Annotated in this window: 20 protein-coding genes and 2 pseudogenes; 10 read left to right on the top strand and 12 right to left on the bottom strand. The window is 54.5% G+C overall.

From position 1 onward, the window contains the following. Positions 1-187 precede the first annotated feature (187 nt). Positions 188-949, bottom strand: coding sequence for a DUF1499 domain-containing protein (locus GURA_RS01955; protein ID WP_011937322.1), 762 nt, complete (start codon positions 947-949; stop codon positions 188-190). Between the two features lie 153 nt (positions 950-1,102). Here GURA_RS01955 and GURA_RS01950 point away from each other — a divergent pair, with 153 nt between their 5' ends. Further along, entirely contained in the window at positions 1,103-1,618 is a 516-nt protein-coding gene (locus GURA_RS01950) for a BCAM0308 family protein (RefSeq protein WP_011937321.1), read from the top strand. Between the two features lie 46 nt (positions 1,619-1,664). Here the strand turns inward: GURA_RS01950 and GURA_RS01945 are convergent, their stop codons facing one another. Next, complete coding sequence (locus GURA_RS01945) at positions 1,665-2,933, bottom strand: diguanylate cyclase (protein WP_011937320.1); 1,269 nt, start codon at positions 2,931-2,933, stop codon at positions 1,665-1,667. 81 nt (positions 2,934-3,014) lie between these two features. Further along, on the bottom strand, positions 3,015-3,848 hold the full coding sequence (locus GURA_RS01940; RefSeq protein ID WP_011937319.1) for a ribonuclease H-like domain-containing protein: 834 nt from the start codon (positions 3,846-3,848) through the stop codon (positions 3,015-3,017). Positions 3,849-4,041: 193 nt separating this feature from the next. Here GURA_RS01940 and GURA_RS01935 point away from each other — a divergent pair, with 193 nt between their 5' ends. The 4 genes and pseudogenes from GURA_RS01935 to GURA_RS25225 all read left to right on the top strand — a co-directional run bounded on the left by GURA_RS01935 (position 4,042) and on the right by GURA_RS25225 (position 7,555). Next, positions 4,042-5,343 (top strand): B12-binding domain-containing radical SAM protein, encoded by a 1,302-nt coding sequence (locus GURA_RS01935; protein ID WP_011937318.1) that lies wholly within the window; start codon positions 4,042-4,044, stop codon positions 5,341-5,343. An 85-nt stretch (positions 5,344-5,428) separates the two neighbouring features. Further along, positions 5,429-6,331 (top strand): annotated as a pseudogene (locus GURA_RS25235) (MCP four helix bundle domain-containing protein); the annotation flags it as partial. Beyond that, positions 6,305-7,189: pseudogene (locus GURA_RS25230) on the top strand (methyl-accepting chemotaxis protein); the annotation flags it as partial. The pseudogenes GURA_RS25235 and GURA_RS25230, both read left to right, overlap by 27 nt. Positions 7,190-7,225: 36 nt before the next feature. Beyond that, positions 7,226-7,555 (top strand): CZB domain-containing protein, encoded by a 330-nt coding sequence (locus tag GURA_RS25225; RefSeq protein WP_407639375.1) that lies wholly within the window; start codon positions 7,226-7,228, stop codon positions 7,553-7,555. Between the two features lie 72 nt (positions 7,556-7,627). Here the strand turns inward: GURA_RS25225 and priA are convergent, their stop codons facing one another. From priA to GURA_RS01905, 5 genes are all read right to left on the bottom strand, one after another. Next, a complete protein-coding gene (gene priA / locus GURA_RS01925) occupies positions 7,628-9,892 on the bottom strand; it encodes a replication restart helicase PriA (RefSeq protein ID WP_011937316.1) in 2,265 nt (754 codons plus the stop codon). A gap of 323 nt (positions 9,893-10,215) precedes the next feature. Continuing rightward, a complete protein-coding gene (locus GURA_RS01920) occupies positions 10,216-11,139 on the bottom strand; it encodes an RCC1 domain-containing protein (protein ID WP_011937315.1) in 924 nt (307 codons plus the stop codon). Between the two features lie 751 nt (positions 11,140-11,890). Continuing rightward, positions 11,891-12,316, bottom strand: coding sequence for a type VII toxin-antitoxin system MntA family adenylyltransferase antitoxin (mntA, locus tag GURA_RS01915; RefSeq protein WP_011937314.1), 426 nt, complete (start codon positions 12,314-12,316; stop codon positions 11,891-11,893). Positions 12,317-12,461: 145 nt separating this feature from the next. Further along, complete coding sequence (locus GURA_RS01910) at positions 12,462-13,649, bottom strand: FprA family A-type flavoprotein (protein ID WP_011937313.1); 1,188 nt, start codon at positions 13,647-13,649, stop codon at positions 12,462-12,464. A gap of 148 nt (positions 13,650-13,797) precedes the next feature. Beyond that, positions 13,798-15,159 carry a DEAD/DEAH box helicase gene (locus GURA_RS01905; RefSeq protein WP_011937312.1) on the bottom strand — a complete coding sequence of 454 codons (1,362 nt, stop codon included), beginning with the start codon at positions 15,157-15,159 and terminating at the stop codon, positions 13,798-13,800. A gap of 473 nt (positions 15,160-15,632) precedes the next feature. Here GURA_RS01905 and GURA_RS01900 point away from each other — a divergent pair, with 473 nt between their 5' ends. Further along, complete coding sequence (locus GURA_RS01900; RefSeq protein ID WP_011937311.1) at positions 15,633-16,829, top strand: response regulator; 1,197 nt, start codon at positions 15,633-15,635, stop codon at positions 16,827-16,829. Positions 16,830-16,878: 49 nt separating this feature from the next. Next, on the top strand, positions 16,879-17,937 hold the full coding sequence (locus GURA_RS01895) for a hypothetical protein (RefSeq protein ID WP_011937310.1): 1,059 nt from the start codon (positions 16,879-16,881) through the stop codon (positions 17,935-17,937). Between the two features lie 56 nt (positions 17,938-17,993). Here the strand turns inward: GURA_RS01895 and GURA_RS01890 are convergent, their stop codons facing one another. After that, positions 17,994-18,596 (bottom strand): tetratricopeptide repeat protein, encoded by a 603-nt coding sequence (locus GURA_RS01890; RefSeq protein ID WP_011937309.1) that lies wholly within the window; start codon positions 18,594-18,596, stop codon positions 17,994-17,996. A gap of 1 nt (position 18,597) precedes the next feature. Continuing rightward, the gene (locus GURA_RS01885) at positions 18,598-21,690 is read right to left on the bottom strand and encodes a tetratricopeptide repeat protein (protein WP_011937308.1); all 3,093 of its coding nucleotides are present in this window, start codon (positions 21,688-21,690) and stop codon (positions 18,598-18,600) included. 246 nt (positions 21,691-21,936) lie between these two features. Between GURA_RS01885 and uvrC the strand changes: the two genes are divergently transcribed. Then, complete coding sequence (gene uvrC, locus GURA_RS01880; RefSeq protein ID WP_041245663.1) at positions 21,937-23,775, top strand: excinuclease ABC subunit UvrC; 1,839 nt, start codon at positions 21,937-21,939, stop codon at positions 23,773-23,775. 36 nt (positions 23,776-23,811) lie between these two features. Here uvrC and GURA_RS01875 read toward each other — a convergent pair whose 3' ends face one another. Further along, positions 23,812-24,324 (bottom strand): TlpA disulfide reductase family protein, encoded by a 513-nt coding sequence (locus tag GURA_RS01875; protein WP_011937306.1) that lies wholly within the window; start codon positions 24,322-24,324, stop codon positions 23,812-23,814. A 14-nt stretch (positions 24,325-24,338) separates the two neighbouring features. Next, positions 24,339-24,668: a thioredoxin gene (trxA, locus tag GURA_RS01870; RefSeq protein WP_011937305.1), complete on the bottom strand. Its 330-nt coding sequence runs from the start codon at positions 24,666-24,668 to the stop codon at positions 24,339-24,341. A 182-nt stretch (positions 24,669-24,850) separates the two neighbouring features. On the opposite strand from trxA, the gene GURA_RS01865 reads away from it, so the two are divergent. After that, positions 24,851-25,600 carry a precorrin-2 dehydrogenase/sirohydrochlorin ferrochelatase family protein gene (locus GURA_RS01865; protein WP_011937304.1) on the top strand — a complete coding sequence of 250 codons (750 nt, stop codon included), beginning with the start codon at positions 24,851-24,853 and terminating at the stop codon, positions 25,598-25,600. After that, complete coding sequence (gene ccsB, locus GURA_RS01860; RefSeq protein WP_011937303.1) at positions 25,597-26,412, top strand: c-type cytochrome biogenesis protein CcsB; 816 nt, start codon at positions 25,597-25,599, stop codon at positions 26,410-26,412. The genes GURA_RS01865 and ccsB overlap by 4 nt, the downstream gene beginning before the upstream one ends. The last annotated feature ends 19 nt before the right edge of the window (positions 26,413-26,431 follow it).

Raw genomic sequence — 26,431 nt, 5'->3', positions numbered from 1 at the left:
CGGACGCACACTCTGGCCGAAATCCGCCAAAGATATTGGCCGAATTCAGCCACATCCGTCTTCTTTTCGCTCGCGGATGATTGGCGGCCACGGCAATAAAAAAGGCCACATCAATCTATTGATGTGACCTCTTCATCGGCAAGAGCGCTATGATGGTATTTTGGAATTTGCCAACACGCGGGTAATACTAGCCGCTCCCCTTCAGCCTTGCCAGGTAGGCGCGGATCCTCCGGGCATTGGTGCCCACATCGCTCCTTCCCACGCGGGAGACCGAACGCACATCGATAAGGGAACGGTATCCCGCCGGGGCGATCCTGACAACGACATCGTCCTTGAATCCGAACCAGAAGGTTGTACCCGTCGCCTCAATGCGCCCTTCTTTCGGCTCTGTGGCAACGACCTCCCATCCCATGTCCCGCGCCGCAGCCAGAGCCGCAGCAAACGCCTTGTCAGCCGGGATATCGAGCACGAGCGTATTAATGTCGGGATAGGCAGTTTTCTGCTTTGCGGCAATTTCTGCGCCGCCGTATACCGCTGGATTGGGCGCATCCTTGCGCATGGGCAGGATATCGACAAAGCGAGGGGGGTTGACGGTGTCGGTGGTAATGTCGTGGATGGGGGGTACCTCCCAGGCAATGCGCTGCCAGTTCCAGACCGTTCCTGCAACTAAAAGTCCGATAAGCAGTCCGCAGGCGGACAGGAAGATGCCGGAGTAATTGCGGCTTCGCAAGCCGGTCAACGCCGAGGCGAAAGAGAGCATCGCAACGATTCCACCGCCGTAGGCCGACCATTTGAGGATGGCGAAACCGGTGCGAAAGTGCCACAGCCCCAGCCGGGTGCCGAAACCCGCCACAACGGCAACAGAAGCGGCGGACAAGGCGAGGACGGTCCAGAGCAACGGGAGCTTCGGCACGGCTTTCGGGGGGATGGATTCAGGCGATTCTGTCATGACTTTCCCCTGTTTTTATTTCCGCACTGAATGGATCAGAAATATTTTATCACCGAAGCCCTGTCACGCAAGGAAGAGTCGCCCCCGAATGACAAGAGTAAAGGCGGTGGTATACTTTTAGTGCATACCAATAACGAGAAGGGGGGATTTATTATGGCACGGGTTTCCCATAGAACAGGAGTGGAAGAAAAGGGGCAAAGGTCTCTCCGGAGCAGTGATGCGTATCTTCCCAAAAGGGGTCTCAAGGAAAAGTCATTCTGCAAAACCTGCGGCGCTCTTTACCACAACAAGCGGTGGTATATGGATGAGGCTGAACTCAGAACGCTCAGAGAAGAAGCCGGGATCAACAAGGTGGTCTGTCCTGCCTGCCAGCGGATCGAGGATGGCAATCCTGCCGGGATCGTCATTTTTTCCGGCAGTTATGTGGCAAAACATGCTCGCGACATCCTCAATGCCGTCAAGCACGTGGAAGCCAAATCCATGCTGAAAAACCCGCTGGGGCGAATCATGGAGGTAAAAGAGGACGAGAACATGATCACCATTTCCACGACCGAAGACAAGCTGGCTCAGAAGCTGGGGCGGGAGATTTACAAGGCCCACCATGGTGAACTGCATTACCAGTGGAGTCATGAAGAAAACTTCGTGAGGGTTAACTGGAAGAAGGAATAAAGAAGCAGGGCAGAATCAAGCTCCGGGTAATTACCCGACGAGGCCGTTAGATGGCCACCACCCGGTTTCTCCCCTCCTGCTTGGCTATGTAGAGAGCGGAGTCTGCCCGCTTGAGAAGGATTTCGACGTTGTCGTCTCCTTTATATAAGAACGCAACGCCGCAACTCACGGTGATGGTTACCTTTTTGTCCTCATAGGCTATCTTTTCCATCTCGACAGTGCTTCGCAGCCGTTGCGCCAGGACAACGGCCTCTTCGCGTGTCGTACCGGGAGACACGATCAGAAACTCCTCGCCGCCAATCCTGCCAAGGACATCATAACGGCGCAGGGCCTTTTTCATGTGCCCCGCCACGCATTTTAACACCAGATCGCCGAAAGGGTGGCCATAAGTATCGTTGATCTTCTTGAAGTGATCAAGATCGAGCATGATGAGGCAGAGCGGTTCTCCCAGGCGAATGGCACGCTGATACTCTTCATCCAAACGTTTCATTATCTGGCGCCGATTTTTCAAACCGGTCAGCTCATCGGTGGACGCAAGCCTCTTCAGGTGCTTCTGTGCCATGTCCAGATTAAGCACGAGCCGCCAGGTAAGAAAATACGTTATCCCCAGAAGAAGACCGATGGTCCCTATCGTCGCCGCCACTATCATCAGCTTGTCGGTGTCCGTTTCCCTGATGAGCGTGACGACAGGAATGGTTACACTGAGTGCTCCCATAACGCTGCCGATTTTGTATCCTTGCGATCTGTGACATTCAAGACATGACTGCTCGGCATAAAGGGGGCGCAGATAATGAAACAGAGGGCCTTTGTCCGTTTGCCGCTCCAGGTGATACACCTCATTTTTCCCTTTTTCGAACTGCCCAAGCGCCTCCCTCTCCATGGCATCGGGGGCATTGTCCTTATCGATCGGCTTCAGGCTGGTTATGCGGAACCTGACGCCATCCTCCTTTTCGCTCCGCAGGGAGATTTCCTTTATCATGATGGCGTGGTTGCGCATGGTGAAGGTCCTCCCCCCTTCAGCCCGCACATCGGGATTGATGCCGAGTTTTTTCAGGTAGGTGTTTGAATCCACGCCCGCTTTTTTCTCCACATATACGCCACCATAGTCATAGTTCCACAGTTTACTGTAATTTATCAGGTCGGAATAGGCAGCCGCTTGCTCCCTGACACGCAGTAAAAGAAGACTATCGGTTCTGGAATAGAGAAAGTAAGCGACAGCAATTACAAAGAGAGAGAGGATCACGCACAGGCTGACGAGGAAAAGCTTTACATTGCTGAAATAGTTGAATGGCTTCGGCCATATATGTGTCGACATAGGTTACCTGTTCATATGGAGCAACATAGACTGGCACCGGCAGTCATTGGTGCAGTCATATGCCAGTTATTATCATAGCCATCAAGAATAGCACATCCTGAGGCGTTCTATGGTGGCGCTATCGGCAGTAAACGGTATCTCCGGTCGCACGGGGATCGGCAATGTGTGGATGTCGGAAAACGGCGTCTCCTCCAGCTTCAGGTTGTAGGCCGCGATCATCAGAGTTTCCAGGTTCACCACATCTTCGATGTTGTAGGCAAGAAGGGTTTCCAGGGCTTTTACATTGCCGTTGTCCTGATAGTCACGCCAGAGCAGAACGGCGAAGTAGCCGTCCACCCCTTCCAGCCCTCCCCTCTCCAGCCCGAGTTGTTTCTCGCACCCCTTCAACCCTCCCTTAAAACCGAGACTGCGCAACAGATGCATCAGGTCGATATGTGCCTGGGGCATGGAGATCTTGAGACAGCTTTCGATAAATGGAACGTCGAACCCCTTGCCGTTGTAGGTGACGAGCAACTGATAGCGCTGAATGTCCTCTTTGAAAGCTTCGAGGTTTTTACCATGGACATAGTGGCGGATATTCCTGCCGTCGTAAAGGGCAATGGTGGTAATGATGTTTCCCGACCGGGAAAGCCCGGTGGTTTCGATATCCAGATAGGCGACAGTGTAACGAAAACTGGGAAAGAGCCGCCAGTGCAGCCTGACCGGAAGAAGTTTGCAGAAATAAAGCGGGTTGGAACATTCCAGATGGTAGCGCGACTCTACCAGGCACTCGGTCGCTGCCTGGTTTCTTGCAGGGGTGAACAGCGGCACGGGCTGTTGCTGAAAGGCATCCCAGCAACGGAATCCCGCCGTCCAGAGTTGCTCTTCCAGCCGGCAGCTTACACCGGGAATATGACAAAAGGTGTTTTTCAGCATAGAACCTCAACCTGTATGTACCAGAAACAGACCATGTTTGTCTAATACCAATTCCAAATCAAGGCGAACACTCCGAGCCGTTGACAGGCACAACATTAGTGATATATAAAATTATCGCGTACTAATTTTATGCTTTGCAGCCGGGGCCGCTTGTTGCGCACCGGCATACAATACAATGGAGGGCGTAAAAAAAATGAAACTTCTCCTGGTCCAACCTACAACCGTCTTCAAGGACGGGACAGCCTACAAGACCAAGCGCCGCTGGGTCATGGGGCTTACCCTCCCCTACCTGGCAGGGCTCACTCCCCCCTGGGTCGACGTACAGCTCCTGGACGACCGTTACAGCGAGATTGATTATGACGCAGGCTACGACCTGGTTGCATTAACCACCACCATCGCCACGGCAACGCGTGCCTATGCCATCGCCGCAGATTTCAGGAAGCGGGGAATCCCGGTGGTCATGGGGGGATTCCATGCGTCCCTCCAGCCGGAGGAGTGCCTGGAACATTGCGATGCAGTGGTGGAGGGAGAAGCCGAGTACATCTGGCCGGAGCTCCTGGAAGACTTCCGCGCAGGCCGGATGAAGCGGCGTTACAAGGCCGACCGGTTCCACGATCTGAAAGGGCTTCCCGCACCCCGCTGGGACCTCCTCGACCGAAGGAAGTACCTGGCGCCGTTCCTGCCGGTAATGACCACCCGCGGCTGCCCATTCCAGTGCAGCTTCTGCGAGGTGCCCGTGGTTTACGGCACCAAATACCGGCATCGCCCCATCGGCGAGGTGATAGAAGACATGCGGCGCATACCCACGCGAAAAATCCAGATCGTCGACGACAACATCGCCGGCAGCCGTGAATACGCCAAGGAGCTTTTCAAGGCAATGATACCCCTCAAGGTTCGCTGGAGCTGCCTCTGGACCATAAATACATCCCGAGATACCGAGCTTTTGGATCTGGCGATGCGGGCCGGAGTCGCCCACGTCAATATCGGCGTCGAATCCATCTCCCAGTCCAGCCTCGGCACCATCAACAAGCGTCAGAACAACGTCAGGGAGTACGTGGACATGCTGCGGGAGATGGAGAAACGGCGCATCTTCTACTCCCTCAACTTCATGTTCGGCCTGGATGAAGACACCCCTGAGATATTCATCGACACCTTGGATTTCCTGAAACAGGTCAAAGCCCCGATGGTGTTTTTCAACACCGTCACCCCAAGAGAAGGGACCCCCATGCGCCGCCAGCTCATCAAGGACGGACGGATAATCAATCCGATGGGTGATCGCTACGTAGGAATGGAATGCCTCTTTTCGCCCAGGAACATGACCGCCAGGGAAGTGGAAGAAGGTGTCTGGAACTGCTTCCGCGAGTTCTACTCGCTACCGAAGATCGCCCGTCGTTTCCTGCTGCCGCCGAATTCCTATTTTGGCCAGGGATTTGCCTCCAATCTCATTTTCTGGTGGGCGGTGCGCAACCGCAAGGACCCCGTAGATTTCTACTAGCAGCCGCCCCTTCAATCCATTCCCGTTCCGCAACACTCAGCATGCAGCATGAAAACCGCAACCGGAAAATAACGGCAGGCAATTAATGTTTTTCCTCTCTTGTGCCGATAACGTATACAAGAATTTCTCTCGTCGATGCACCTCTTGGAAACATTTATGGGCGGACAGGCAACAGCTGGAGGGGAAAATGCATTTTATAAGAAAAATGGCAAAATTCTATAAAGATCTGCCCGTGAAGATCAAGCTGATGCTCTTCGTATGCTGTTTCAGCGGCTGGCTCGTCGTTATCGGCGCGCTGGGCGTCTGGAGCGCCCGAAGCATCAGTGCCGGCCTGGGCAAGTCCGTCAACACGGTCAGGCAGGTTACCCTTTGCAACGGGCTGAAGAACGACTTTCTTTATCTTCGCCTCGATCTTGTCTACTCGCTTATTCACAGCGCCCCGACGCGCTTCGAGAGCGCGATCCGCGACGCGGAGCAGCGGATCAAGACCATCAGCGGCGGCATTGACGCCTTGTCGGCGCGAAAGTTGGACAAGGACGAAAAAGCACTGTTGCAACAGTTCAGCGCAGGGTTCAACGCATACCGCGAGCAGGCGCTGAAGCTGATCGACAAGTCAAGGGCTGCCTTCACCTCGGGAGACGCAAAGGCGCGCGCCGAGGCAGTCAGGTTCTCGATAGACGTTGTCGCCCCGCTCTTTCAGGACCCCGGAGACGCAATAACGGAACTGGTGGAACATAACGGGATGGTAAGCGCGGCCATGTACAAAAAGGAAATGGCCGAATACGGCAGACTGGTGAAGGTCATCATCGTGGCTGCAGGACTGGCGGTTACCCTCGGCGTTCTGTTCGGCTGGATCATCGTACGTTCGATAGTTTCACCTCTCGGCAAAACCCTTCTTGCCGTCAACGCCGTGACCGCCGGAGACCTGACCGTGACGGTGCCGGTTGAAGCCGATGACGAAATGGGACGCCTGGCGGAAGGGATCAATGAAATGGTAGCGCAAACGGGGCTGGTCGTCGCCTACCTGTCGCAAAACAGCCTACGCGTAGAAGAAGCAGCCAATCAGCTCTATTCCAATTCGAAACAGATTGCGACAGGCGCTGAGGAGGTGGCTGCCCAGGTAGGAACAGTGGCGGTGGCCGCCGAGCAAATGTCCGCCACCTCAAACGACATAGCTGCCAACTGCCAGAATGCCTCGCAGAGGGCTGAACGGGTTAATGCCTCGGCAACGGCAGGCGGCGCAGTAGTCGAGGGGACAACTCACATCATGGCAACAATAGCAGAACAGGTACGGAGCACCGCGCAGACCGTGGGAAACCTCGGCGCACGCTCCGATCAGATAGGAGAAATCGTCAACACCATCGAGGATATTGCCGACCAGACCAATCTTCTCGCCCTCAATGCAGCAATAGAAGCGGCCCGTGCCGGGGAACAGGGGCGGGGCTTTGCCGTGGTAGCGGACGAAGTGCGCAGGCTTGCAGAACGAACCACTAAAGCGACCAAGGAAATCAGCGCACTAATTCATGATGTACAGAGCGAAACTTACAAGGTAGTGGGCGCAATGCGTGACGGCGTCTTGCAGGTGGAAAACGGTACTGCCGAAGCAGCTAAATCAGGAGAGGCGCTCCATGAAATACTGGAACAGATCGATGAGTTGAACAACCAGGTCAACACGATTGCCACCGCCGCCGAAGAACAATCAGCGACGACGGCAGAAATCACCAATAACATTCATCAAGTCAATCAGGTGGTGAGCAGTTCGATAAAACAATCGCACAGCAGCACCGAAGCCGCATTCAATCTCACTTCCCTGGCTAAAGAGTTGCATAGCCTGGTAGGGAGATTCAAGGTAGGAACTGCGGAAAACACCGCCACCGCAAGCATGGCGCGTACGGATCACATGGTTTTTGTGGAACGCATAGCGAAGGCAGTCAAAGGTGAAATGTCTCTCCAGTCCGATACTCTGCCGGATCACCGCCATTGCCGCTTCGGCAAATGGTACTACGATGCAGGCGCTCGATATTGCGGCCATCTCACCGCCTACCGCGACATTGAGCAGCCACACGTTTTGATCCATCAGCTGGCGAAACAGGCCGTGACGGCTAAGGAACACGGAGCCCAGGCGGAAGCTGAGCAAATCCTGGAAAAATTGCGGGGAGCCTCGCGCAACATCGACACTCTGCTGGAAGAACTGGTGAAACAGTCACAATAAAGTTAAGCGACAAGGCCCCATGGTCACTCGCCGAAGGCCATCTATGGCCGGCGAAGGGATGATGACCCTTCATCAGAGCATATCCACCGGGTCTACATCGACAGCCATCCTCACCACCGCCGGTAACTTGACGCCGGCCTTGAATCGAGCCAGTAATCGGTGCAGCTCTGCACGACCTGTTGATTTCAGAAGAATCTGCCAGCGGTAACGGCCGCGGATCTTGCCAAGTGGAGCAGATACCGGCCCGAGAATCTCAACCCTGCTTTTCAGTTCCCGTTTTGTACTATGCAGCACTCCGGCGACTGCTTCCGCTCCTTTTTCCACCTCTGCAACGGAATTGCCCGACAGGGTCAGCGCTGCCAGATGTGTAAACGGCGGGTAACCGACCTCTCTGCGGAAACTGATTTCTTCGGCATAAAAACCTTCAAAATCATGGGCAACGGCATGGGTAATGGCATAGTGATCCGGCGCCAGGCTTTGGATCAGCACCTTTCCCGGCGCATCACCACGACCGGCACGCCCCATCACCTGGCTGATCAGTTGAAAGGTCCGCTCACTGCTGCGAAAATCGGGAATATTGAGGGTTGCATCGGCGGACACTACCCCGACGAGAGTGACGCCGGGGAAATCGTGCCCCTTGGCGATCATCTGGGTGCCGATAAGGATGTCGATAGTGCCGTCCTCCAACCCTTTCAACACCCTTGCGTGCCCGCCACGGCCGCTCGTCGTGTCCCGGTCCATGCGTCCGACCCGGGCGAGAGGAAAAAGCTCCCGCACCTCCTCTTCGACTCGCTCCGTGCCACGCCCCAATAGGCCGATGGCCTGGCTGTCACATTCCGGGCAGACCGACGGGGCTGGGATGGAGTAGTCGCAATAGTGGCAGAAGTGTCGCTCCCTGCGGCGGTGATAGGTAAGGGTGACGGAGCAGTTGGGGCAGCGGAGCACGTGGCCACAATCCTGACAGACGAGGTAGGTGGCAAAACCGCGGCGATTGAGGAAGAGCAGCGTCTGCCCTCCGGCCGCCAGATTTTTGGCAATGGCGGATGTCAGCTGCGGCAGAAAGGTGTCGCCCTTGTGGCCGCGGGCATCGAGCAGTTCCGTTGCCGGCATGGGGAGGTTGCGAACCCTGTGGGGAAGGTGCAGGTAACCGAGTTTCCCCTCCTGCGCCGCATGGTAGGTGGTCAAAAGCGGAGTGGCGGAACCGAGGATCACCACTGCCTTACTCATCTTTCCCCGCACCAGTGCCAGATCCCTGGCATTGTAGCGGAACCCCTCGGACTGCTTGTACGATGCCTCGTGCTCTTCATCGACGACGATAATGCCGATCGCAGAGAGCGGCGCAAAAAGGGCGGAACGGGCGCCGATGACGATGGAGACCTCTTTGCGCCGGATGCGCCGCCATTCGTCGTAACGTTCGCCGTCGGATAATCCGCTGTGGAGAACGGCAATGCCGCAGGTAAAGCGGCTCTTGAATCGCTTGACCAGCTGGGGGGTGAGTGCGATCTCCGGCACCAGCACCAGGGCCGTTTTTCCTGCATCGAGGACATGGGCAATGGATTGCAGATAGACCTCGGTCTTGCCGCTGCCGGTTACGCCATGGAGAAGAAACGGTGCGAAGGCGCGTCCATCGGTTGCCGCAATGATCCGCTCCAGTGCCTCAGACTGGCTATCATTCAAGACCAGAGGAGTGTCGTGGGCAAACACCTCTTCCCGGAACGGGTCGCGGTACACCTCTCGTTCGGATGCCTCGACCAGGCCGAGTTCGAGCAGACGCCGGAAATGCGCCGGAGTGGCGCCAAACTCCCGGCGCAGCTGCCCCGCCGCAGCCTCGCTGATTGTTCGCAGAAATTCTGCGATGCGCAAGCCTTTGCCGCGCAGATTTGCCGGCAGCTCCAGAGAAGGAACCGCCCTGTAAAAGGTCTCCCTCTTGACCCCTTTACCTCCGATCAGAACCTCTTCTTCGGTCTCCATACCGTCGGCAGAACAGACCTGGCGCTTGCGGCTCTCAACATTGATCCCCGCAGGAAGAGCCGTCTTGATCACTTCACCCAGGGGATGAAGGTAGTAGGACGCGCTCCAGCGAAAAAATTCCAGCTCCTCCGATGTGAAGAGCGGTTCCGGGTCGAGGACGGCGCTGATCGGCTTCAGCTCTTCTTCGCTCTCCGCCACAATACCGATGACATAGCCGGTAAGCTTGCGCCTCCCGAACGGCACGAGCACGCGTACGCCGGTCGTGGCCAGAGGAGCAAGCTCCGGGGGAACTGCGTAGTGGAAGGTGGTGTAGAGCCGGAGCGGCACCGCGACATCGATGATTAATGGTGAGTTGGACTCAGTCATGAGGGGTGGCTCGGCTAAGCATGGGAGGAGTTTGTGCCTCTGTCTTCGGTAAGGGGATCTCCGGCCGGTATGAGCCGGACGGATTGTGCCGATATTATGAGGCTTGCAGGTAGCGGTGTCAAATTGAATCTCAAGCCTGATATTTATCTTGATGGTGGCTATAAGGCCGCCTTTTTTGTTTGATTGAATCTATTCTCCGAGGCGGCGATTGGGTTGTAGCAAAATAAAAACACCACCTGAGAAAATCCCTCTGACTTTTAGCCAAGTGAATATTTCCCTTAATAGATGGTGTTTTTATTTCTGTTTTAGCGGTGGTGCGGAAATTATGGGCAGGTTTTATAATAATTAGTTGGTGTGCTGTCGCATCCGAGGCCTAAACAGACAAGGGTGCCGTCGTTCTGAAGAACAAGAGATTGTCGCCAATGGGCGGATATTGCTTTAACATTGCAGAGACCAAGCAGTGATTCGTAGTAAGATACGTCACCTCCCCAAGCGGCTATTGTCCCGTCACTCTTTAAAGCAAGGACGTGGCCATATCCAGCAGAAATGGCGACAACATTGGAGAGCCCGGAAGTAGTGCTATTCCCTAAATAATCTCGCACAACATAATTTACGTTAGAGCCCCACACAACAACTGTTCCATCGGCTTTGAGTGCGACACTAAAACCGGATCCGGCGCTAATGGCAACCACGTTGGAAAGGCCCGCAGGCACCTCTAGTAACTGCTTAACGTTGACATTGAAATTATCCCCCCCCCAGGTAACGACAGTTCCATCATTTTTCAATGCAAGGGCATGACCGTCGCCAGCAGCAACGGCTACGACACCACTGAGGCCTGCAGGGACATTTAATGAGCCATGACCATTGGAACCCCATGCCACCACTGTTCCGTCGTTTTTCAAGGCGAGTGCAAATTCACTGTAGCCGACAAGTGCCCTGACATTATTAAGGCCGGTTGGAAAATTGAGGAGGATTGGATCATTTTCAACATAAGGAAAAGTATTTGGGTAAACCGCCACCGTGCCATCAATTTTAAGAACCATCAAGCCCGCATGGCCATACGAGATCGAGGCAGCATTCGTTAAATCAGCAGGAATGATTGGCTGGTAATTCCCCCAAGTACGTACTTTTCCCGATTTCACAGCTGCTGACATCCCACCCCAAGTAGAAATCTGGTCATTCATTGCCAACGCGGTTTGCGCGACGGTCAGCAAAAGAGTAATTGCAACTAATGCTCTTAAATACATGTTTTGATCCTCCATTTGTCATTTTGATGGTCAAAGATTCGTCAGCTTACATCTAATCCTCTTTTCTTATTCCCTCTTTGTCATTGGGCACCTCCTGTTTGTTCCGGCAGGCAATTCTTGATACAGGCAAGTCATACCTGACTTTTACGGCAGAAATGGAGTCGGAGGAGGTGGTCTATGACATTACCTCCTAACTTCTTCTGGGAAGCAGGCTCTGTAGCGCCACTGCAATGGAACTGATTACCCACGCAAGGCATTTAATGAATTTAAGTACAATTTGTCAATTAATATAATATTAAAATGTAAAATATAGGAAGAGCTGAAGAGACGAGAAGATGGTCAGATACAACGGCCGGGTTAAAGACTGATTGACCATTCCGGGTTGATATCCTTATCAATGAAAATGGCAAGCTGGGCGGTTTGGGAACCGATGGGTCCAGTGCGTTAAAGGCCCTGGTCGATGGCGGAGGGAACTTGACGATCAATACATCCCCATGCTCGGTTCGGGCGGTACAAACACGCGCACGCCGGTCGTGGCAAGAGGAGTAAGCTCCCGGGGGGACTGCTTAGTAAAAGGTGATGCCGAGCCGGAGTGGCCCCGCGACAGCGATGATTGATGGAGAGTTTGACGCGGTCATGACGGGTGGCCTGGCATTACTGCGGCGATAAAGGGGACTGGCGCTTCAGGAAGGATATGATAGCGTCCTTGAACATTGAGAAGTCTCCGAGATGCTTCCTCATGACCAGGGCTTTATCCACCAATGCCATACCTCAATTCGAACAGAGTTTCTTCCTTTTTCCTGAAATCAAAAGACTTCCTCAAAGTCAGCGACTCGTAGCGATGCCTCAGATAAGGCTCCTTGTCAACGAGGTGCTGCTTGTTCTGCAGTATCCTGCCGGCGAGACTTATGGGCGCCGTGTTGAGGATTACCAGGTCGATTTCGCACGTACCGAACAGGTCGCAGAGTTTTGTAAAAATATCCAGTTTAACCTCTGCAAGGTGTTCCGAGTCGGCAAGGTAGACGGCAATGTCCACGTCTGAAAGGGGCTTGGGCTCTCCCCCGGCAAGGCCGCCGAATAGATAGGCGAAAATGATCCGCGGGTCCTGCTCGAGAGCCTGTGTAACCCTTGGCAGCCGTTGCTTGATGTCAACCGGAATTCTTTCGAACTTGATCATGCCAAAGTCCTCTTCTAATGCCGAAACTATACCACATTTCCCTGCTCAATCCATGAAAAAAGGGCGCCCGTCTTACTGCACAAAAAAAGCCGGGGATGTCTCTTAAGAAGCATCCCCGGCTTTTGTTTTCCGCGACAACGATAAGCTACTTCTTCAGCACTTCTTCGGCAATGGTCCGGCCGAGAGCCTCGCACTGTTCCAGCGCCTCGGGCCTGGGAGTAAACGGTGCACGGACAAAGGGCGCCGGCAACTTGAAGTTGAGCCCTTTGAGCCGTTCCTCGGCCATCTTGCTCGCCTCGCCGCTCCAGCCATAGCTGCCGAACACCCCGGCAATATTCGTTTTCAGCTTGACTGAGGAGAGATAGGCAAGGACGTCCCACATCGGTTTCGGGATGTCGCGGTTGATGGTAGGGGTGCCGAAGATGAGGGCGTCAGCCTCTTCCATAAGATCGCGTATTTCATCGGCCGACAGGTGGTTGACATGCTCGGCTATCACCTCAATGCCGGGGAGAGACGCCCCCTTGACCACCGCAGCAGCCATTTTCTCAGTATTGCCGTGGGGAGACAGGAAGAAGATCACTATTTTTCTGCCACTGCTCTTCGGCTGGCACCATTTCTCGTAGAGAGCGATGGTTTTCCACGGGTCGCTGCGCAGCACGGGTCCATGGCTCGGACAAATCACCTCTATCCGGTCATGCTTGATCTTGTCGATGGCGGCCAGCGCCCGGTCCTTGAATGGGCGCATGATGCAGTCGAAGTAAAACTCCATGTCGGCACTGAAATCGGGAAGTTCGTCATTGAAGATTGATGGCCCGCAGTAATGGGAACCAAAGGCGTCACAGGTAAAGATGACCCCGTCCTCTTCGAGGAGGGCAAACATGGTGTCAGGCCAGTGGAGGAACGGCGCAATAACGAAGCGGATCCGCTTGCCGCCCAGATCGAGGACCTCGCCATCCTTGACGACATGGGAGGGGAACGGGGTGTGGATCAGGTTGCCGAGAAAGGTGTGTGCAGCCTGGGTGGAGATGACGGTCGCCTTCGGACAGTGCTGGAGCATGAAGGCAAGTGAGCCGGAATGGTCCGGTTCCGTGTGGTTGATGATGAAATAATCGATCTCTGCCGGATCAACCAGTTGCCTGATCTTGGCCAGGTACTCCTCGGAGCGGCACCCTTTGACCGTGTCGATAATGGCGATCTTGTCCTTCCCTTTGATCAGGTAAGAGTTGTAGGTGGTGCCGTGCTCGGTCGGGAACAGGTCGTCGAAAGTCCGCAGCTCAGGATCTTTGACGCCGATCCAGTAAAGGTCGGGTTTTATCTCGATAATCTCTGCCATGGGTCTAACTCCTTAAGAATGCGACATTACCTGTCACCGCAAATAATAGCGAAACAGCAGCCTTTAGGCAAGGGTGAATACACAAAAGGCGCCCCGTTGCCGGGGCGCCTTTGCCAGACTATTCTTCGAGTCAGCGTAATGTCAAATATCAGTTCGATTGCCGCGTATCGCGACCCGGCTTGCCGCTGCGGTACTCAACAGTGACGGGAGAGACAGTCCTTGATCGCGTCGAAGCGCCTTTGCGGGCATGGGCGAATCCGCCGTTCCCCTTCTCATCCTTGCCCTGGCGGCGCTGCCCCCCGGCGTAAGGGGTTTTGCCCCGGCCGTTTGCCGGCTGGCTCCGCTTACCGCTGGTGCTGACCCGACGCAACGGACGGGTCGGCTCCAGGCCGGGAATCACATGCAGCGGCAGGGTCTGGCCGGTGTAACGCTCGATCCTGTCCAGGTAGTTGATATCGTTGAGCGAGACAAAGGAAATGGCAATGCCTGACGCGCCTGCGCGGCCGGTACGGCCGATGCGGTGTACGTAATCTTCGGCGAATTTTGGCAGGTCAAAGTTTATCACATGACTGATCCCGGTCACGTCCAGGCCGCGGGCGGCCACATCGGTAGCCACAAGCAAACGCACCTTGCCGCGACGCATATTGGTTATGGTCTTGTTCCGCGCATTTTGGGTCATGTCGCCGTGCAAGGCAGCGGCTGCGTGTCCCTGGGCGTGCAGCTCACGGGCAAGCATGTCCGCATCGCGCTTGGTGGCGGAAAAAATGATCGCTTTGGTCAGGTTGCCGTCTGCAATGAGATGTTGCAGCATGCGGTTCTTGTGCTGGAGGTTGTCCACAACATGGAGACGCTGTTCAATCTGGTCGTGGCTGGTTTTCTGTCCGGCAATCTCGATACGCACCGGATCTTTCAACAGCCGTTGGGCCAATTTAGCCATCACGTCGTCCATAGTAGCCGTGAATAGAAGGGTCTGGCGATTAGCCGGGGCAGCCGCAGCGATCTTGTCCACATCGTCGCTGAAACCCATATCGAGCATCCGGTCGGCTTCGTCCAATATGAGCAATTCCAAACGGGAGAGATTGATGCGACCCCGCTCCAGGTGGTCGATAAGCCTGCCCGGCGTGGCGACGATCAGGTCTACCGGTTGGGACAGGAGTTGCAACTGCTCGCGGTAAGGCATGCCACCAAGGATGGCGCCGCTCCTGACCCGCATGAATTTGCCGTAATTGCGCACGGCGTCGGTAACCTGGTTGGCCAGTTCGCGGGTCGGAGTAAGCACGAGAATCCGAGGTCCCTTGCCGTTTATCGGCGAAGGTGTGCTCAGCCGCTGCAAGGCCGGCAAGGTAAAGGCGGCGGTCTTGCCGGTTCCTGTCTGGGCTGAGGCTATAAGATCCTTGCCGGCAAGGGCCAGGGGGATTGCCTGCTCCTGGATAGGAGTTGGCGTCGTGTAGCCGCAAACGGCAATGGCTTTCAGGATTGATGGGGACAACTGCAGTGTTTCAAAAGACATGAGGATTCCTTGTGGTTTCTGCGGAAATAGCGAGCAAAGACGCTATCCGGCAGAAGACGGCTGGAGATTGAACGCGCGAAGCCGCAGCGGCAACCGTTGCCACGCAAACGATAACGGCAATAACACGTATATGACCGGCTCAACTACATCGTCGCCAACCATAAGTGTTACTGCATTTTCCGGGGTTTGTAGAATGCAGAGGGGGTTAGTGAGCGATGAAACAGGGGATGCGGAAAACGGCTAAAAAATGGTATAAAGCAAAGATACCGGATTCCCCGATTGAACAACTATCAGTCAGACCCTATAAAATACATCATTATCCCTGAATTGCAAGCATTATTTCGCATCATTGCCCGTGCAACAATTTTCGTGTTCTGGAAATGCGAAAAATGACCTGGAAAGATTAATGGTATTGATTATCCGCGAAGTGTCACATAGAATGTGCGGATATTACCAGTAGATTAGAGGTTAGCGTGATTACCATCCTGCTCATAACCGATCAACCCCGCCTGCAAAGCATCTTTGCCTCTATCGGCGAGTTACCGGGTGTCACTCTGCGGATGGCCGGCAGCCTGGACCATGGCGCAGAAGAAATCACTGCTGCCGCTCCAGCCATTGTTTTTGTCCAGGACCGGCTTTCCGGTCTCTCCGGCAACATTATCGCCAGACATATACGCAGCCGACTCACCTCGGAGGAAACAAAAATCATCCTCCTGTCCGAGGACAATCCCGATTTATCCCAAATAAAGGAATTTGTCGACAGATGCCTTGATCTGCGCGAAACGGATCAAGTACTGACTTCTGCCGTTGAGAACATTCTTGCCGCCCTGGTGCAGAAAGAAGAAAATTCTGCCCCCGGCAAGCCAAATGCATCTGAGCTGGTAGAAAAAGTGTATGACCAGGTTAAGCTTTCCCGGGAAAGTTCTCCGGCTGAAATCAATGGCGAAAAACAGGCTGCCGTGCAGGCCAGTGAAGAGCCGGCGGAGAAATCCCGGTTCCAGGACAGGCTTGAAACCGTGCTGGAAAGCCAGGAACCGGTTTCGGTTCATTTTGCCGAAACCCGGCACATCCATTCTGATGGGACCCCATCGGAACCAGGCATGATACTCCGCGGGGAGCGGGTCGGCGATTATATCATCCGGGACGAGCCTGGGAAAAATCGTTTCTGGTTGTTCGCTATCGCCTCTGTTGCCTTGGTCGCAATCCTTTTCTACCTCCTTGCCGGTGGGAAGAAACAACCGGCAAAGACCATCACGGTAAAACCTGCGTCGGTATCGGCCCAATCCGCTGCAAAACAGACACCCACTCCATCAAGACTCACACGACTCCCTGCATTTATTCCCGCGCAAGGGGTGGATGCTGCTTACGCTAAAACCCATCCCGGCTGGGAGAAGTATATAACGAACAAGCTTGAGTTCAAGGTCTATCGGGAGAAGGATTTCATCAAAGCCTTGCAGGTAATCGATTTGAGCGGTGGGGCGATCACGGAAGGTTATCTTAAGGACGTGCTCAAGGAAGTCGGCGGCGACAGCGCTTATGCTGTCGCGACAAAGGCAGAAAAAGGCAATTATCTTATCGAAAAAGGAAGTATTTCAGCTGCAGGCAGGATTATTACCTACAGGGATAAATCGAGCCTCCACCTGAAGGGTTTTGTCGTTCACTTCCAATAGACGGTACGTGCCGGAAACTTCGCACACTTCCATTCATACAGAGGGATACATGACTGCATCTACCCCAGCCAGAACAACCGTGTCGGCCATTTTACCGTTCATTTTGCTTCTCGTCCAGATTGGCTCCGGCCTGGCGGCTGAATCGTCATTCGAGATAGATATCAAGGAACTCGACAGGACAAAAACCCCAGCCCGGGCGACCAAGAAGAAGACCGTCAAACCGTCACGACCGGCCCCCGCAAGGAGTTCCACCCGAAAAAAAGCGGAGACGCTTCCGGCCAGCGCTACCGGCTACGTCAAGTATGCGGTCAAAAGCGGCGACCATATTTTCAAGATCCTGATGAAGGATTTCGGCATGTCGAACAGCGCCGCTGAAGCGCTGATCCCTGAAATCGTTCGCATAAACAAAATTTCCGACATCAGAAAGCTCTCCATCGGCCAGACCATCCTGGTGCCGACCGGGGTAAAACACGGGACAGCAGCTATAGCCAAGGGAGCACCCGGCAAAGTCCGCCCGGAATCGCCGGTCCTGAACAAACAACCCGCAACCACCGTGACGCCTCAAACGTCGCAAACCAGTCGGTCTTTGACCGAAGCTCCGCTCGTAGCAGCCGTTGCCGTACGCTCCATCAAGACAAGGGAACCTGGTGAGATCGTCGATTCCCTCATGAACATCCTTGCCCTGAAATGGGGTAAAAATCAGATCATCGAAACATCACCCGGCAAGGGGGGTGGAGGTCGCTTCAGCGTTAAGGTCGACCGGTATTTCGAGCATAACAACAAGCGCTTTATTTTAAGCCTCTCCGACAACGACCCATACACTTACACCCTTTTCAGGCTCCTTGAGGTGGAAGGGTACAACGTGGTCCGGGTGAGCCCTGCCGATGATTTTGCAAAAATCGTTTCATCCCTTCTCACGCATCTGGATATCACCTATCGTTACGCCGAGCATTCCTTGATGCTCAACGACAAGAACCGTACCATAACCCGGGTAACAGGCTTTCTGTTCACGCGGGATACGAATCCGCCACGGCAGGTGCTGATAACGGAGAGTCCTGTCGCCGCGTTAACGGCGGAGTTGCAGGAAGTGAAAGACAAACACCCGTAAACGGAAGCCTGTTATAAGGTACGGGAAATAAACAGGAGAGTGAAACAGATCCGGCATTACTGCCGCGACAGGTTCAATAGGCAATCTGCCCGGTAAAGGCTTGCATCTGCCGCAAGAGGTGAGTTGGAGAATTTGGAGAGAAACCGGTCAAACGCCTTGAGCGCCTGCCGATAATCTCCTTTTTTGTATGCCCTGGCCGCCTTCTGGAAGAGTTGCTGTCCCGCATCAGGCTCTTGTTTTACAGCAGGATGCGTCGTTACTGATGATGCAGGAAGGTCGGTCTTTGGAACTTCTACATCATTGGGGGCGGGAGTGGCAACCTTTCTGCTTTTGTGAAGTGATGTCGCGCCGTCTTCGGTTATCGGCATGAGCAGCCTGACGCCTGCATGGATCAGGTCCGGGTTGCTGATTTTGTTAAAAAGGAGAATCTGCGGAAAATAGGAGCTTTTGCCCCGATATTTCCGGGCAAGAGCCTTGAGCGTATCGCCCCGCTTGATGGTGATTCCCTTGACCAGAATACCTTCTTCAGGTCCGGCAGTAAGCTTGTCGGATTCAGTAGGCTGCGGCGCATAGAGCAGATAATCCCCACCCCACGCGCCTCCCGAATGGGCAACAAGCAAAAGCATGGAACAGGCAATAATGCCCGGCGAGGGACGCATATCAGTAGCTGTTCCCTAAAGGATCCTGGTACTTAAGGATATTTTTAACCTGCATGTTCGTTCCGACAGCGGTACCGGACTTCACCTTATAATTAACCTTGATGTTCCTTTTTTCACCTGCACCCAGTTCGTCGAATCTCCAGGTGTACACGCCGTCACTTCCCCGTGTAAATGCAGGGTCCGCAGAAACCAGCGTCAACTGATCCGGCAGGAAGCTCTGCACATCCACCAGTTTGGCCATATTCGAACCACGGTTGGTGCAGCTCAGTTCAAACGAGGAAACCTCGCCGGGCTTGAGTTTGCCCCCTTTGCCGATCATGACCAGATCCAGCACCGGCCGTGAATAAACGAGCCGCACGTTAAGCGCTGCGCTTTTCGCCTTGTCACCCTCCGGTTCAAAGGCCACAGCGAGCGGGACGCTCGCACCGTCGATTTCAGTTACCGGCGTCGTAACCTCCAGCACCACGTAAGCTTCTTCCTTGGGGCCCAGAGGTCCCACATGGTTTATCATCGGCTCGTTTTCCTGCTTTTTGCCATCACGGTTCAGGTCCTGGTAGAAGGAATAGGATGCATTGGCAGGGATGGCCGGCTTGATGGCGAAGTCTTCCCGCAGATTACCGGTATTGGTCACGATAATGGGGATCATGACGGTCTGGCCGGGTACGACCACCAGTTTCTCCGCCGTGGTTCTGACTGCAACGCCGCTGACACCCTGAACAAAGGTAGCGGGGGAAAGGAATGAATCCTTTTTCTCCAGCTCGTTGTTGATGACGTCTGCCCTCAGGAAGAGTTCCTGCTGCGCCAGCGCCTCGTCCTTCAACTGGAAGGTAACGGTGAATTCCTTGCTCTCACCGGAATTGAGCTGCAATCCGTCCAGTACCAGCGCAGCTTTCATCTCCTGCTTGAAGCCTGCGGGGATGAAATTCACCGGTTCATACTGGGGCGGATAGTTGAGGCGCAACGTTACGCCGCGGGCGGAAGAAGTGCCGATATTGAGCAGGTCAAGCCGGTAGGAGACCTTCTCACCCGGCAGAAGTTGGGATTTTTCCGCTTTGATCACCGCCCGCAACAGAGGGGCAGAGAAAAACAGGCTGACTTCCCTGGATTGGGAAACGTCCCTGGAAAACTGGGAGCCGAGTTTGATGGGATAACTGGCCTTCTGCCCATCGATGACGCTGCGCGGCACCGTGATCGCCATAACGGCTTTGAACTTTTCTCCGGCGGCCAATTGCGGCGTAAGGTTAATCGGCATCTCCGGTTTCACCGCAGCAGCGAACTGGAGATTGTATTCAACAGGGAAGCCTGATTCCAGATAGAAGCTATCGGGACCATTGCCCAGATTGACCATCTCGAAAGGAATGGCAAACCGTTTGCCCGCTTCCAGGGATTGAGCCGGAGGAGCAATGGTAAAATCGAAGTCGGCAAACTGTCCCACTTCCAGAGTGAGAATCTTGGCGTTTTCTCCTGCGGCAATTGCAACGCCTGCGCCGCTCACGGCCGGGTGGAGCACACCGAGCTGCCTGAGTTTTGCAGATGCGCTTGCAGCGGCAGCGGTACCGGGAAAACGATCAATGACCGACCTGTATTCGGCGATTGCTTTTTCACGCAGTGTTGCAGCCTTGGCTGATTTGCCGGTTTTTTCTTTTTTCCTGGCGCCAGCCTTTCGTTTATCGGGAGCGGAATCCGCTTTTGCCGCAGCAGTTTTCTCCACGGCACGTTTTTCTGCAGAAGCCTTCTCCGCGGCTATGCGCATCTCCTCGGCCTTCTTGGCTGCTGCCTTTCTCTCCGCCTCGGCCTTTTCCTGCGCCAGCTTCTCCGCAGCGGCCTTCTCTGCGGCGGCTTTTTCGGCTGTCGCCTTCTCAGCTGCAAGCTTTGCCTGAAGCGCCTTTTCTGCCGCTGCTTTCTCCGCGGCTATGCGCATCTCCTCGGCCTTCTTGGCCGCCGCTTTTTTCTCCGCCTCAGCCTTTTCCTGCGCAAGCTTTTCTGCGGCTGCCTTCTCCGCTGCGGCTTTCTCGACTGCCGCCTTCTCAGCTGCAAGCTTTGCCTGAAGAGCTTTTTCCGCAGCGGCTTTCTCAGCGGCTATGCGCATCTCCTCGGCCTTCTTGGCTGCTGCTTTTTTCTCCGCCTCAGCCTTTTCCTGCGCAAGCTTTTCTGCGGCTGCCTTTTCCGCTGCGGCTTTTTCGGCTGCCGCCTTCTCAGCAAGCTTTGCCTGAAGGGCCTTTTCTGCCGCGGCTTTCTCCGCGGCTATGCGCACCTCCTCGGCCTTTTGAGCTGCCGCTTTTCTCTCCGCCTCGGCCTTTTCCTGCGCAAGCTTCTCTGCGGCTGCCTTCTCCGCTGCGGCTTTTTCGACTGCCGCCTTCTCAGCTGCAAGCTTTGCCTGAAGGGCTTTTTCTGCCGCTGCTTTCTCCGCAGCTATGCGCATCTCCTCGGCCTTCTTGGCTGCCGCTTTTCTTTCCGCCTCGGCCTTTTCCTGCGCGAGCTTCTCTGCGGCGGCCTTTTCCGCTACGGCTTTTTCGACTGCCGCCTTCTCAGCTGCAAGCTTTGCCTGAAGGGCCTTTTCTGCCGCGGCTTTCTCCGCGGCTATGCGTAACTCTCCCGCCTTTTTGGCTGCCGCAATTTTTTCCGCTTCGGCCTTTTCCATTGCCAGCTTTTCAGCAGCGGCTTTTTCGGCGACCGCCTTCTCAACGGCAACCTTCTCTTCAGCAGGTATAGGTTCACCTTTTGCGTATTTTGCTGCAAGTGTAACCAGTTCATCTTCCACCGTCGCCTTCAACGGGCTGTCCGGATATTCCTTGAAAAACTGCGCCATGTATCTGGCTGCTTCCTGACGATGTCCCGCCTTGTAATTAGCCCTTGCAAGCCAGAAAATGGCCATATCGCGCAGCGGAGTGTCAGGATACTTCTTCAGAAGAGCGCTCATTTTATCAACGGCCGTCTGAAAATCCCGTTTCTGGTAGGAATTAAAACCAGCAATAAAAATTTGGGAGTCTTCTGAATCAAGGCAAAAAGCAGGGTTGGGAAGCAGGGACAATATGATGAGAATTCCCAGGAGGGTTTTGCATACAGCAGCGCGGAAAAACTTAATAAAATTCACGAGATGAACCTTTCCGAGCCATAACAGGAAATAGTTGCAAAAGCAGTGACGAAAAATATCATCATAATCGCTGCTTGTCAACGGTCAAAGGCGTTTTTATGCGGCTGGAGAAGGCATCGAATCATCGACTCCGTGACACAATCGAAGCGACTCTCCTATCAGGGCTAGTCCATCATGAGCGGGCTCCCATTCGTTCCTGTCAAAATTACCTTTGAAACAAGCTCTTTTCCTTTTATACTCAAGGCTATGATCAGCGCAGAAACAATTGCCCGCTTCCCTTCGTCGCCCGGCATCTACATCATGAAAGGTGCGGACTCCACCGTTCTCTATGTGGGAAAGGCGCGGGACCTGAAAAAACGGGTTCGTTCCTACTTTGCCACGTCGGGTGACTCCCGTTATCACATCCGCTTTCTCATGGCCAGGGTTACTGACATTGAGGTCATCGTAACCGACACCGAAAAGGAAGCGCTGATACTTGAAAATACCCTGATCAAGAAATACCGTCCCAAATACAATTTTAACCTACGCGACGACAAAACCTATTTCTCCCTGCGCATGGACATGACGGAAGACTTTCCCCGTCTCACCATCATCCGCAAGGTGACGAGGGACGGTGCCCGTTACTTTGGTCCCTATTCGTCTGCTTCTGCTGCCAGGGCGGTGCTGAAGCAACTCTACAAGCTCTTCCCCCTGCGCCACTACCCGATGGAAAGCTGCCGCAAGCGAAAACGTCCCTGCCTTTTTTTTCAACTCAGGCAATGCTCGGCCCCCTGTCACGGGCTCATCTCCCGGGAAGACTACACTGCTCTTGCCGAAGGGGCCGGCCTGTTCCTGAAAGGGAAAACCCGGGAGATCGTCAGGATTTTCAAAGAGAGAATGGCAGCCGCGGCAGCGACCGAAAAGTATGAGGAAGCCGCCAGGTTCCGCGACCTGATCCGTTCCATCACGGTTACCGTAGAAAAACAAAAGATGGTTACCCAAGGTGGGGATTCCGATATTATCGGCTTTTACCGTGAAGGCGAACGTCTTTACCTTGCCCTCCTTTTCATCCGCGGCGGCAATCTCATGGGGAGCAGGAACTACTCGTTCCGATGGGAAATGGATGATAGCGAAGGAATCGCCTCCTTCTTGAACGAATATTATAATCAGGATGTTTTCATACCGGCAGAGATCCTCCTGCCGCTCCCGATTGCCGAGCCGGCCCCCCTTGAAGAGCTCATCTCGGAGAAGCGGGGCAAGAAAGTCTGTATTACTGTTCCCTGCCGGGGCGTCCGGTTGGAACTGGTGAAACTCGCCGGGAAAAATGCCGAAACCTCTGCAATGGAAAAGAAGAAAGCGCTGGAGAGCTGCGAATCGGTGCTCAAAGAGCTTCAAGAGCGGCTCCACTTGCCTGAACTGCCCCGTCGTATCGAATGTTACGATATCTCCAATATCCAGGGCCGGGTCCCCGTCGGGAGCAAGGTTGCCTTTCTCGACGGCAAGGCGGACAAGGCGCATTATCGCCGCTACCGCATAAAAGGGGTCAGCCAGTCAGACGACTTTGCCATGATGCGGGAAGTGCTGTCGCGCCGCTTCAGGCAAGAAGCAGATCGTGACGACTACCCTGACCTGATTGTGGTTGACGGCGGCATCGGTCAGCTCAACGTTCTGACCAGGGTACTCGAAGAACTGCACGTGGAGGGGGTTGCCGCTGCCGGTTTGGCCAAGAGCCGGGTGGAAAGGGAGATGGGCGCTGCCGAGATCAGCAGGAGCGATGAGCGGATATTCCTACCGGGGCGGAAAAATCCGGTCGTGCTGCGGCAGAACTCTGCACCGCTCCTTCTCCTTGCACGGATCAGGGACGAGGCCCACCGCTTCGCCATTACCTACCACAAGAAGCTGCGCGGCAGGGAACTGCTGACATCGCGGCTTGAAGGGGTGCCGGGGGTCGGCACAAAGAGGAGAAAGGAACTGCTGCGTCATTTCGGCAGCCTGAAAAAGCTTGAGACGGCGACCCTCGAAGAGCTGCAAAAGGTGGAGGGGATTACAAGAACTGTGGCTGAAGCGGTGTGGGAGCACTTCCATCCGAAAGGAAATCAGGAATGAGGTTCGAGGGTCCAGGAAGAGCCTCGAACCTTTACTTTATTCCGCCAGGAGTTTCATTATCGTCAACTCGATGGACTTTGCCACCTCGTCCGAGTAACCCTGGTATTTCTCGGCAACTACCCCCTTTTTGTTGATGATGAACAGGGTCGGAACCGAGCGGAGGCCGTAGTCGGCCTGCAGGTCCTCGCTGGTCACCGCAACGGGATAGTTTATCTTCCTCTCGGCAATAAACGTCTTCACCGCCTTGTCACTCCCTTCGTCAACGCTCATCCCGAGAATCTGCAACCCCTGCTTGCCGTATTTTCGGTTGAGGCTGATGATATGCGGGATGGATTCACGGCAGGGGATACACCATGTGGCGAAAAAATCGAGAACCAGCACGTACCCTTTGTAATTGGCGAGAGAAACCTGCTGGCCGGAGGTGGTCACCACATTGATCGGGGGCGCGGGTTGGCCTTTCTGCAGGATGGCGAAAGCCGGCGTGGCAAGTAATGACAACAGGAACAGGGCTAAAACAGGATACCGCATTTGCGTGACACGTAACTTCATAAAAAAATCCTTTACTATACGGCCTTTTTTATCAGCGCCTCTAGTTGGGCTTTGGGAACTGCCCCAACCACCTGATCCACAACCTTACCGTCCTTGATCAGGATGACGGTCGGGATGCCGCGCACCCCGTATTTGCCGGGCGTGCCGGGGTTGTCGTCGACATTTACCTTGCCGACCTTGATTTTGCCGTCATACTCATCGGCAATGGTATCGATAAGTGGGGCTATGGCTTTGCAGGGTGCACACCAAGTGGCCCAAAAATCGACCAGAACGGGAACGTCCGATTGAAGAACCGCTGCTTCAAAATTATCGTCGGTAAAGGTAAGTACTTTTTCGCTGGCCATATAAATTTCTCCTTGGGTTGATTAATCAAATCACAAAATATGAAAATATCTATAACTATAGCTGAGCCGATGAAAAAATCAAGGAGTAATTGCTCGCACGGCGCGGCTTCCCGTGGTTCTTGCATTCCCTGAGTTTTTCTTCCGACAAGCCTATTGACACCGTTTCATCGCTGGGCGATAGTATGTTGTTCGCGTCTGTGCTGCGAGTATCCGATGCAGTCAGGCTGATCTTCAATAGGCGCCGTAAACGAGGTTCCATGCACCACCTGCCGATAAACCTGGATGTTCGCAATAAGGTCGTGATAGTGGTCGGCGGAGGGGACGTTGCCGGCCGCAAGGTGCTCAGCCTGATCGATGCGGGTGCACTGGTCACGGTGATCGCCCCCCACTTGAACGACGCCCTGCGGCAACTGCTGGCTGCCAACAGGATAATCCACCTGGCGCGGAACTATGCGGACGGCGACCTTGCCGAGGCTTTTCTCGTCATCGCAGCGACCGATGACAACGCCGTCAACCGTGCAGTGGCAAAGGAGGCCCGCATGCGCTCCATTCTGGCCGATATTGCCGATACGCCGGAACTGGGCAGCTTCACCATGCCGGCCGTAATGAGCCGGGGCGATCTGGTCATCACTGTCTCCACCTCCGGTAAAAGCCCGGCACTGGCGAAAAAAATCCGCGAGGAACTGGAAGAGGTTTTTGGCATAGAGTATGGGGCAACTCTCAGGCTTTTGGGCGGTATACGTGAAAAGCTATTGACTGAAAAGGGGAACAGCGCTTACAATAAGTCGCTTCTAAGCCAACTGGTAGCTCACGGCTTGCCCGAACTGATCAAAGAAAAACGATATGATGAAATAGACCACCTTCTTCTCGAACTTTTCGGCCCGGGATTCACCACGAACGATCTTTTGAGGGAAGAAAAGGACCATCAATGAATGCCCTGCTCTTTTATTGCACCCTCGGCATCTATTTTGTTGCCACTGCCATCTATCTGCTCTACCTGGTAAAACCCCGCGATATTTTCGGACGCTTGGCACACTGGACCATCTCCATCGGCTTTATCGTCCATTGCGCCTTCACGGTCAACCGTTTCCTGGAGGCCGGCCACACCCCCATAACGAACCTGCACGAATCGCTTTCTTTTTTCAGCCTTGCTGTTATCGGCGTATTCATATTTTTTGAACGCAAATACCGTGTGTTCATCCTCGGCTCATTCGTTACCCCTCTGGCGCTTCTGCTGCTGGCCGTATCCACTACCTTTCCGACCGCCATCATGCCGCTGAACCCGGCGCTCAAGAGCAGGTGGCTGTCCGTGCACACCACCATGGCTTTCCTCGGTTACGCCTCCTTTGCCGTCTCCTTCGGCGCCAGCATCATGTACCTGATCCAGTCGCATTTCCTGAAAAGCAGGAAGCTCGGGGCCATGTTCCAGAGGCTGCCGTCCCTCGATATCCTTGATGAAATCAGCTACCGTTGCCTGACCTTTGGCTTTCCCCTCCTGACCTTCGCCATCATCAGCGGCGCCATCTGGGCTGAAACCGCCTGGGGAACCTACTGGAGCTGGGATCCGAAAGAAACCTGGTCGCTGATCACCTGGTTTATCTATGCCGCCCTGCTCCACGGCAGATTGACAACCGGCTGGCGCGGCCGCAAGGCGGCCATCCTGTCCATTATCGGCTTTTTTATCATGATTTTCACATTCCTCGGCGTAAACCTGCTGCTGCCGGGGTTGCATAGCTACAAATAAAGTCGAATCAGAGGCTGAT

Source organism: Geotalea uraniireducens Rf4, assembly GCF_000016745.1.
Lineage (GTDB): Bacteria > Desulfobacterota > Desulfuromonadia > Geobacterales > Geobacteraceae > Geotalea > Geotalea uraniireducens.
This window is presented reverse-complemented; position numbering and strand designations above follow the sequence as displayed.

What these genes read in the sequence shown, in the direction of transcription:
- GURA_RS01935 (WP_011937318.1), top strand. Translation starts at nt 4,042, where the DNA reads ATGAAACTTCTCCTGGTCCAACCTACAACCGTCTTCAAGGACGGGACA.
- GURA_RS01955 (WP_011937322.1), bottom strand. Translation starts at nt 949, where the DNA reads ATGACAGAATCGCCTGAATCCATCCCCCCGAAAGCCGTGCCGAAGCTC.
- GURA_RS01950 (WP_011937321.1), top strand. Translation starts at nt 1,103, where the DNA reads ATGGCACGGGTTTCCCATAGAACAGGAGTGGAAGAAAAGGGGCAAAGG.
- ccsB (WP_011937303.1), top strand. Translation starts at nt 25,597, where the DNA reads ATGAATGCCCTGCTCTTTTATTGCACCCTCGGCATCTATTTTGTTGCC.
- trxA (WP_011937305.1), bottom strand. Translation starts at nt 24,668, where the DNA reads ATGGCCAGCGAAAAAGTACTTACCTTTACCGACGATAATTTTGAAGCA.
- GURA_RS01940 (WP_011937319.1), bottom strand. Translation starts at nt 3,848, where the DNA reads ATGCTGAAAAACACCTTTTGTCATATTCCCGGTGTAAGCTGCCGGCTG.
- uvrC (WP_041245663.1), top strand. Translation starts at nt 21,937, where the DNA reads ATGATCAGCGCAGAAACAATTGCCCGCTTCCCTTCGTCGCCCGGCATC.
- GURA_RS01875 (WP_011937306.1), bottom strand. Translation starts at nt 24,324, where the DNA reads ATGAAGTTACGTGTCACGCAAATGCGGTATCCTGTTTTAGCCCTGTTC.
- GURA_RS01865 (WP_011937304.1), top strand. Translation starts at nt 24,851, where the DNA reads ATGTTGTTCGCGTCTGTGCTGCGAGTATCCGATGCAGTCAGGCTGATC.
- GURA_RS01910 (WP_011937313.1), bottom strand. Translation starts at nt 13,649, where the DNA reads ATGGCAGAGATTATCGAGATAAAACCCGACCTTTACTGGATCGGCGTC.
- GURA_RS01905 (WP_011937312.1), bottom strand. Translation starts at nt 15,159, where the DNA reads ATGTCTTTTGAAACACTGCAGTTGTCCCCATCAATCCTGAAAGCCATT.
- GURA_RS25225 (WP_407639375.1), top strand. Translation starts at nt 7,226, where the DNA reads ATGGCGCGTACGGATCACATGGTTTTTGTGGAACGCATAGCGAAGGCA.
- GURA_RS01895 (WP_011937310.1), top strand. Translation starts at nt 16,879, where the DNA reads ATGACTGCATCTACCCCAGCCAGAACAACCGTGTCGGCCATTTTACCG.
- mntA (WP_011937314.1), bottom strand. Translation starts at nt 12,316, where the DNA reads ATGATCAAGTTCGAAAGAATTCCGGTTGACATCAAGCAACGGCTGCCA.
- GURA_RS01945 (WP_011937320.1), bottom strand. Translation starts at nt 2,933, where the DNA reads ATGTCGACACATATATGGCCGAAGCCATTCAACTATTTCAGCAATGTA.
- GURA_RS01890 (WP_011937309.1), bottom strand. Translation starts at nt 18,596, where the DNA reads ATGCGTCCCTCGCCGGGCATTATTGCCTGTTCCATGCTTTTGCTTGTT.
- GURA_RS01920 (WP_011937315.1), bottom strand. Translation starts at nt 11,139, where the DNA reads ATGTATTTAAGAGCATTAGTTGCAATTACTCTTTTGCTGACCGTCGCG.
- priA (WP_011937316.1), bottom strand. Translation starts at nt 9,892, where the DNA reads ATGACTGAGTCCAACTCACCATTAATCATCGATGTCGCGGTGCCGCTC.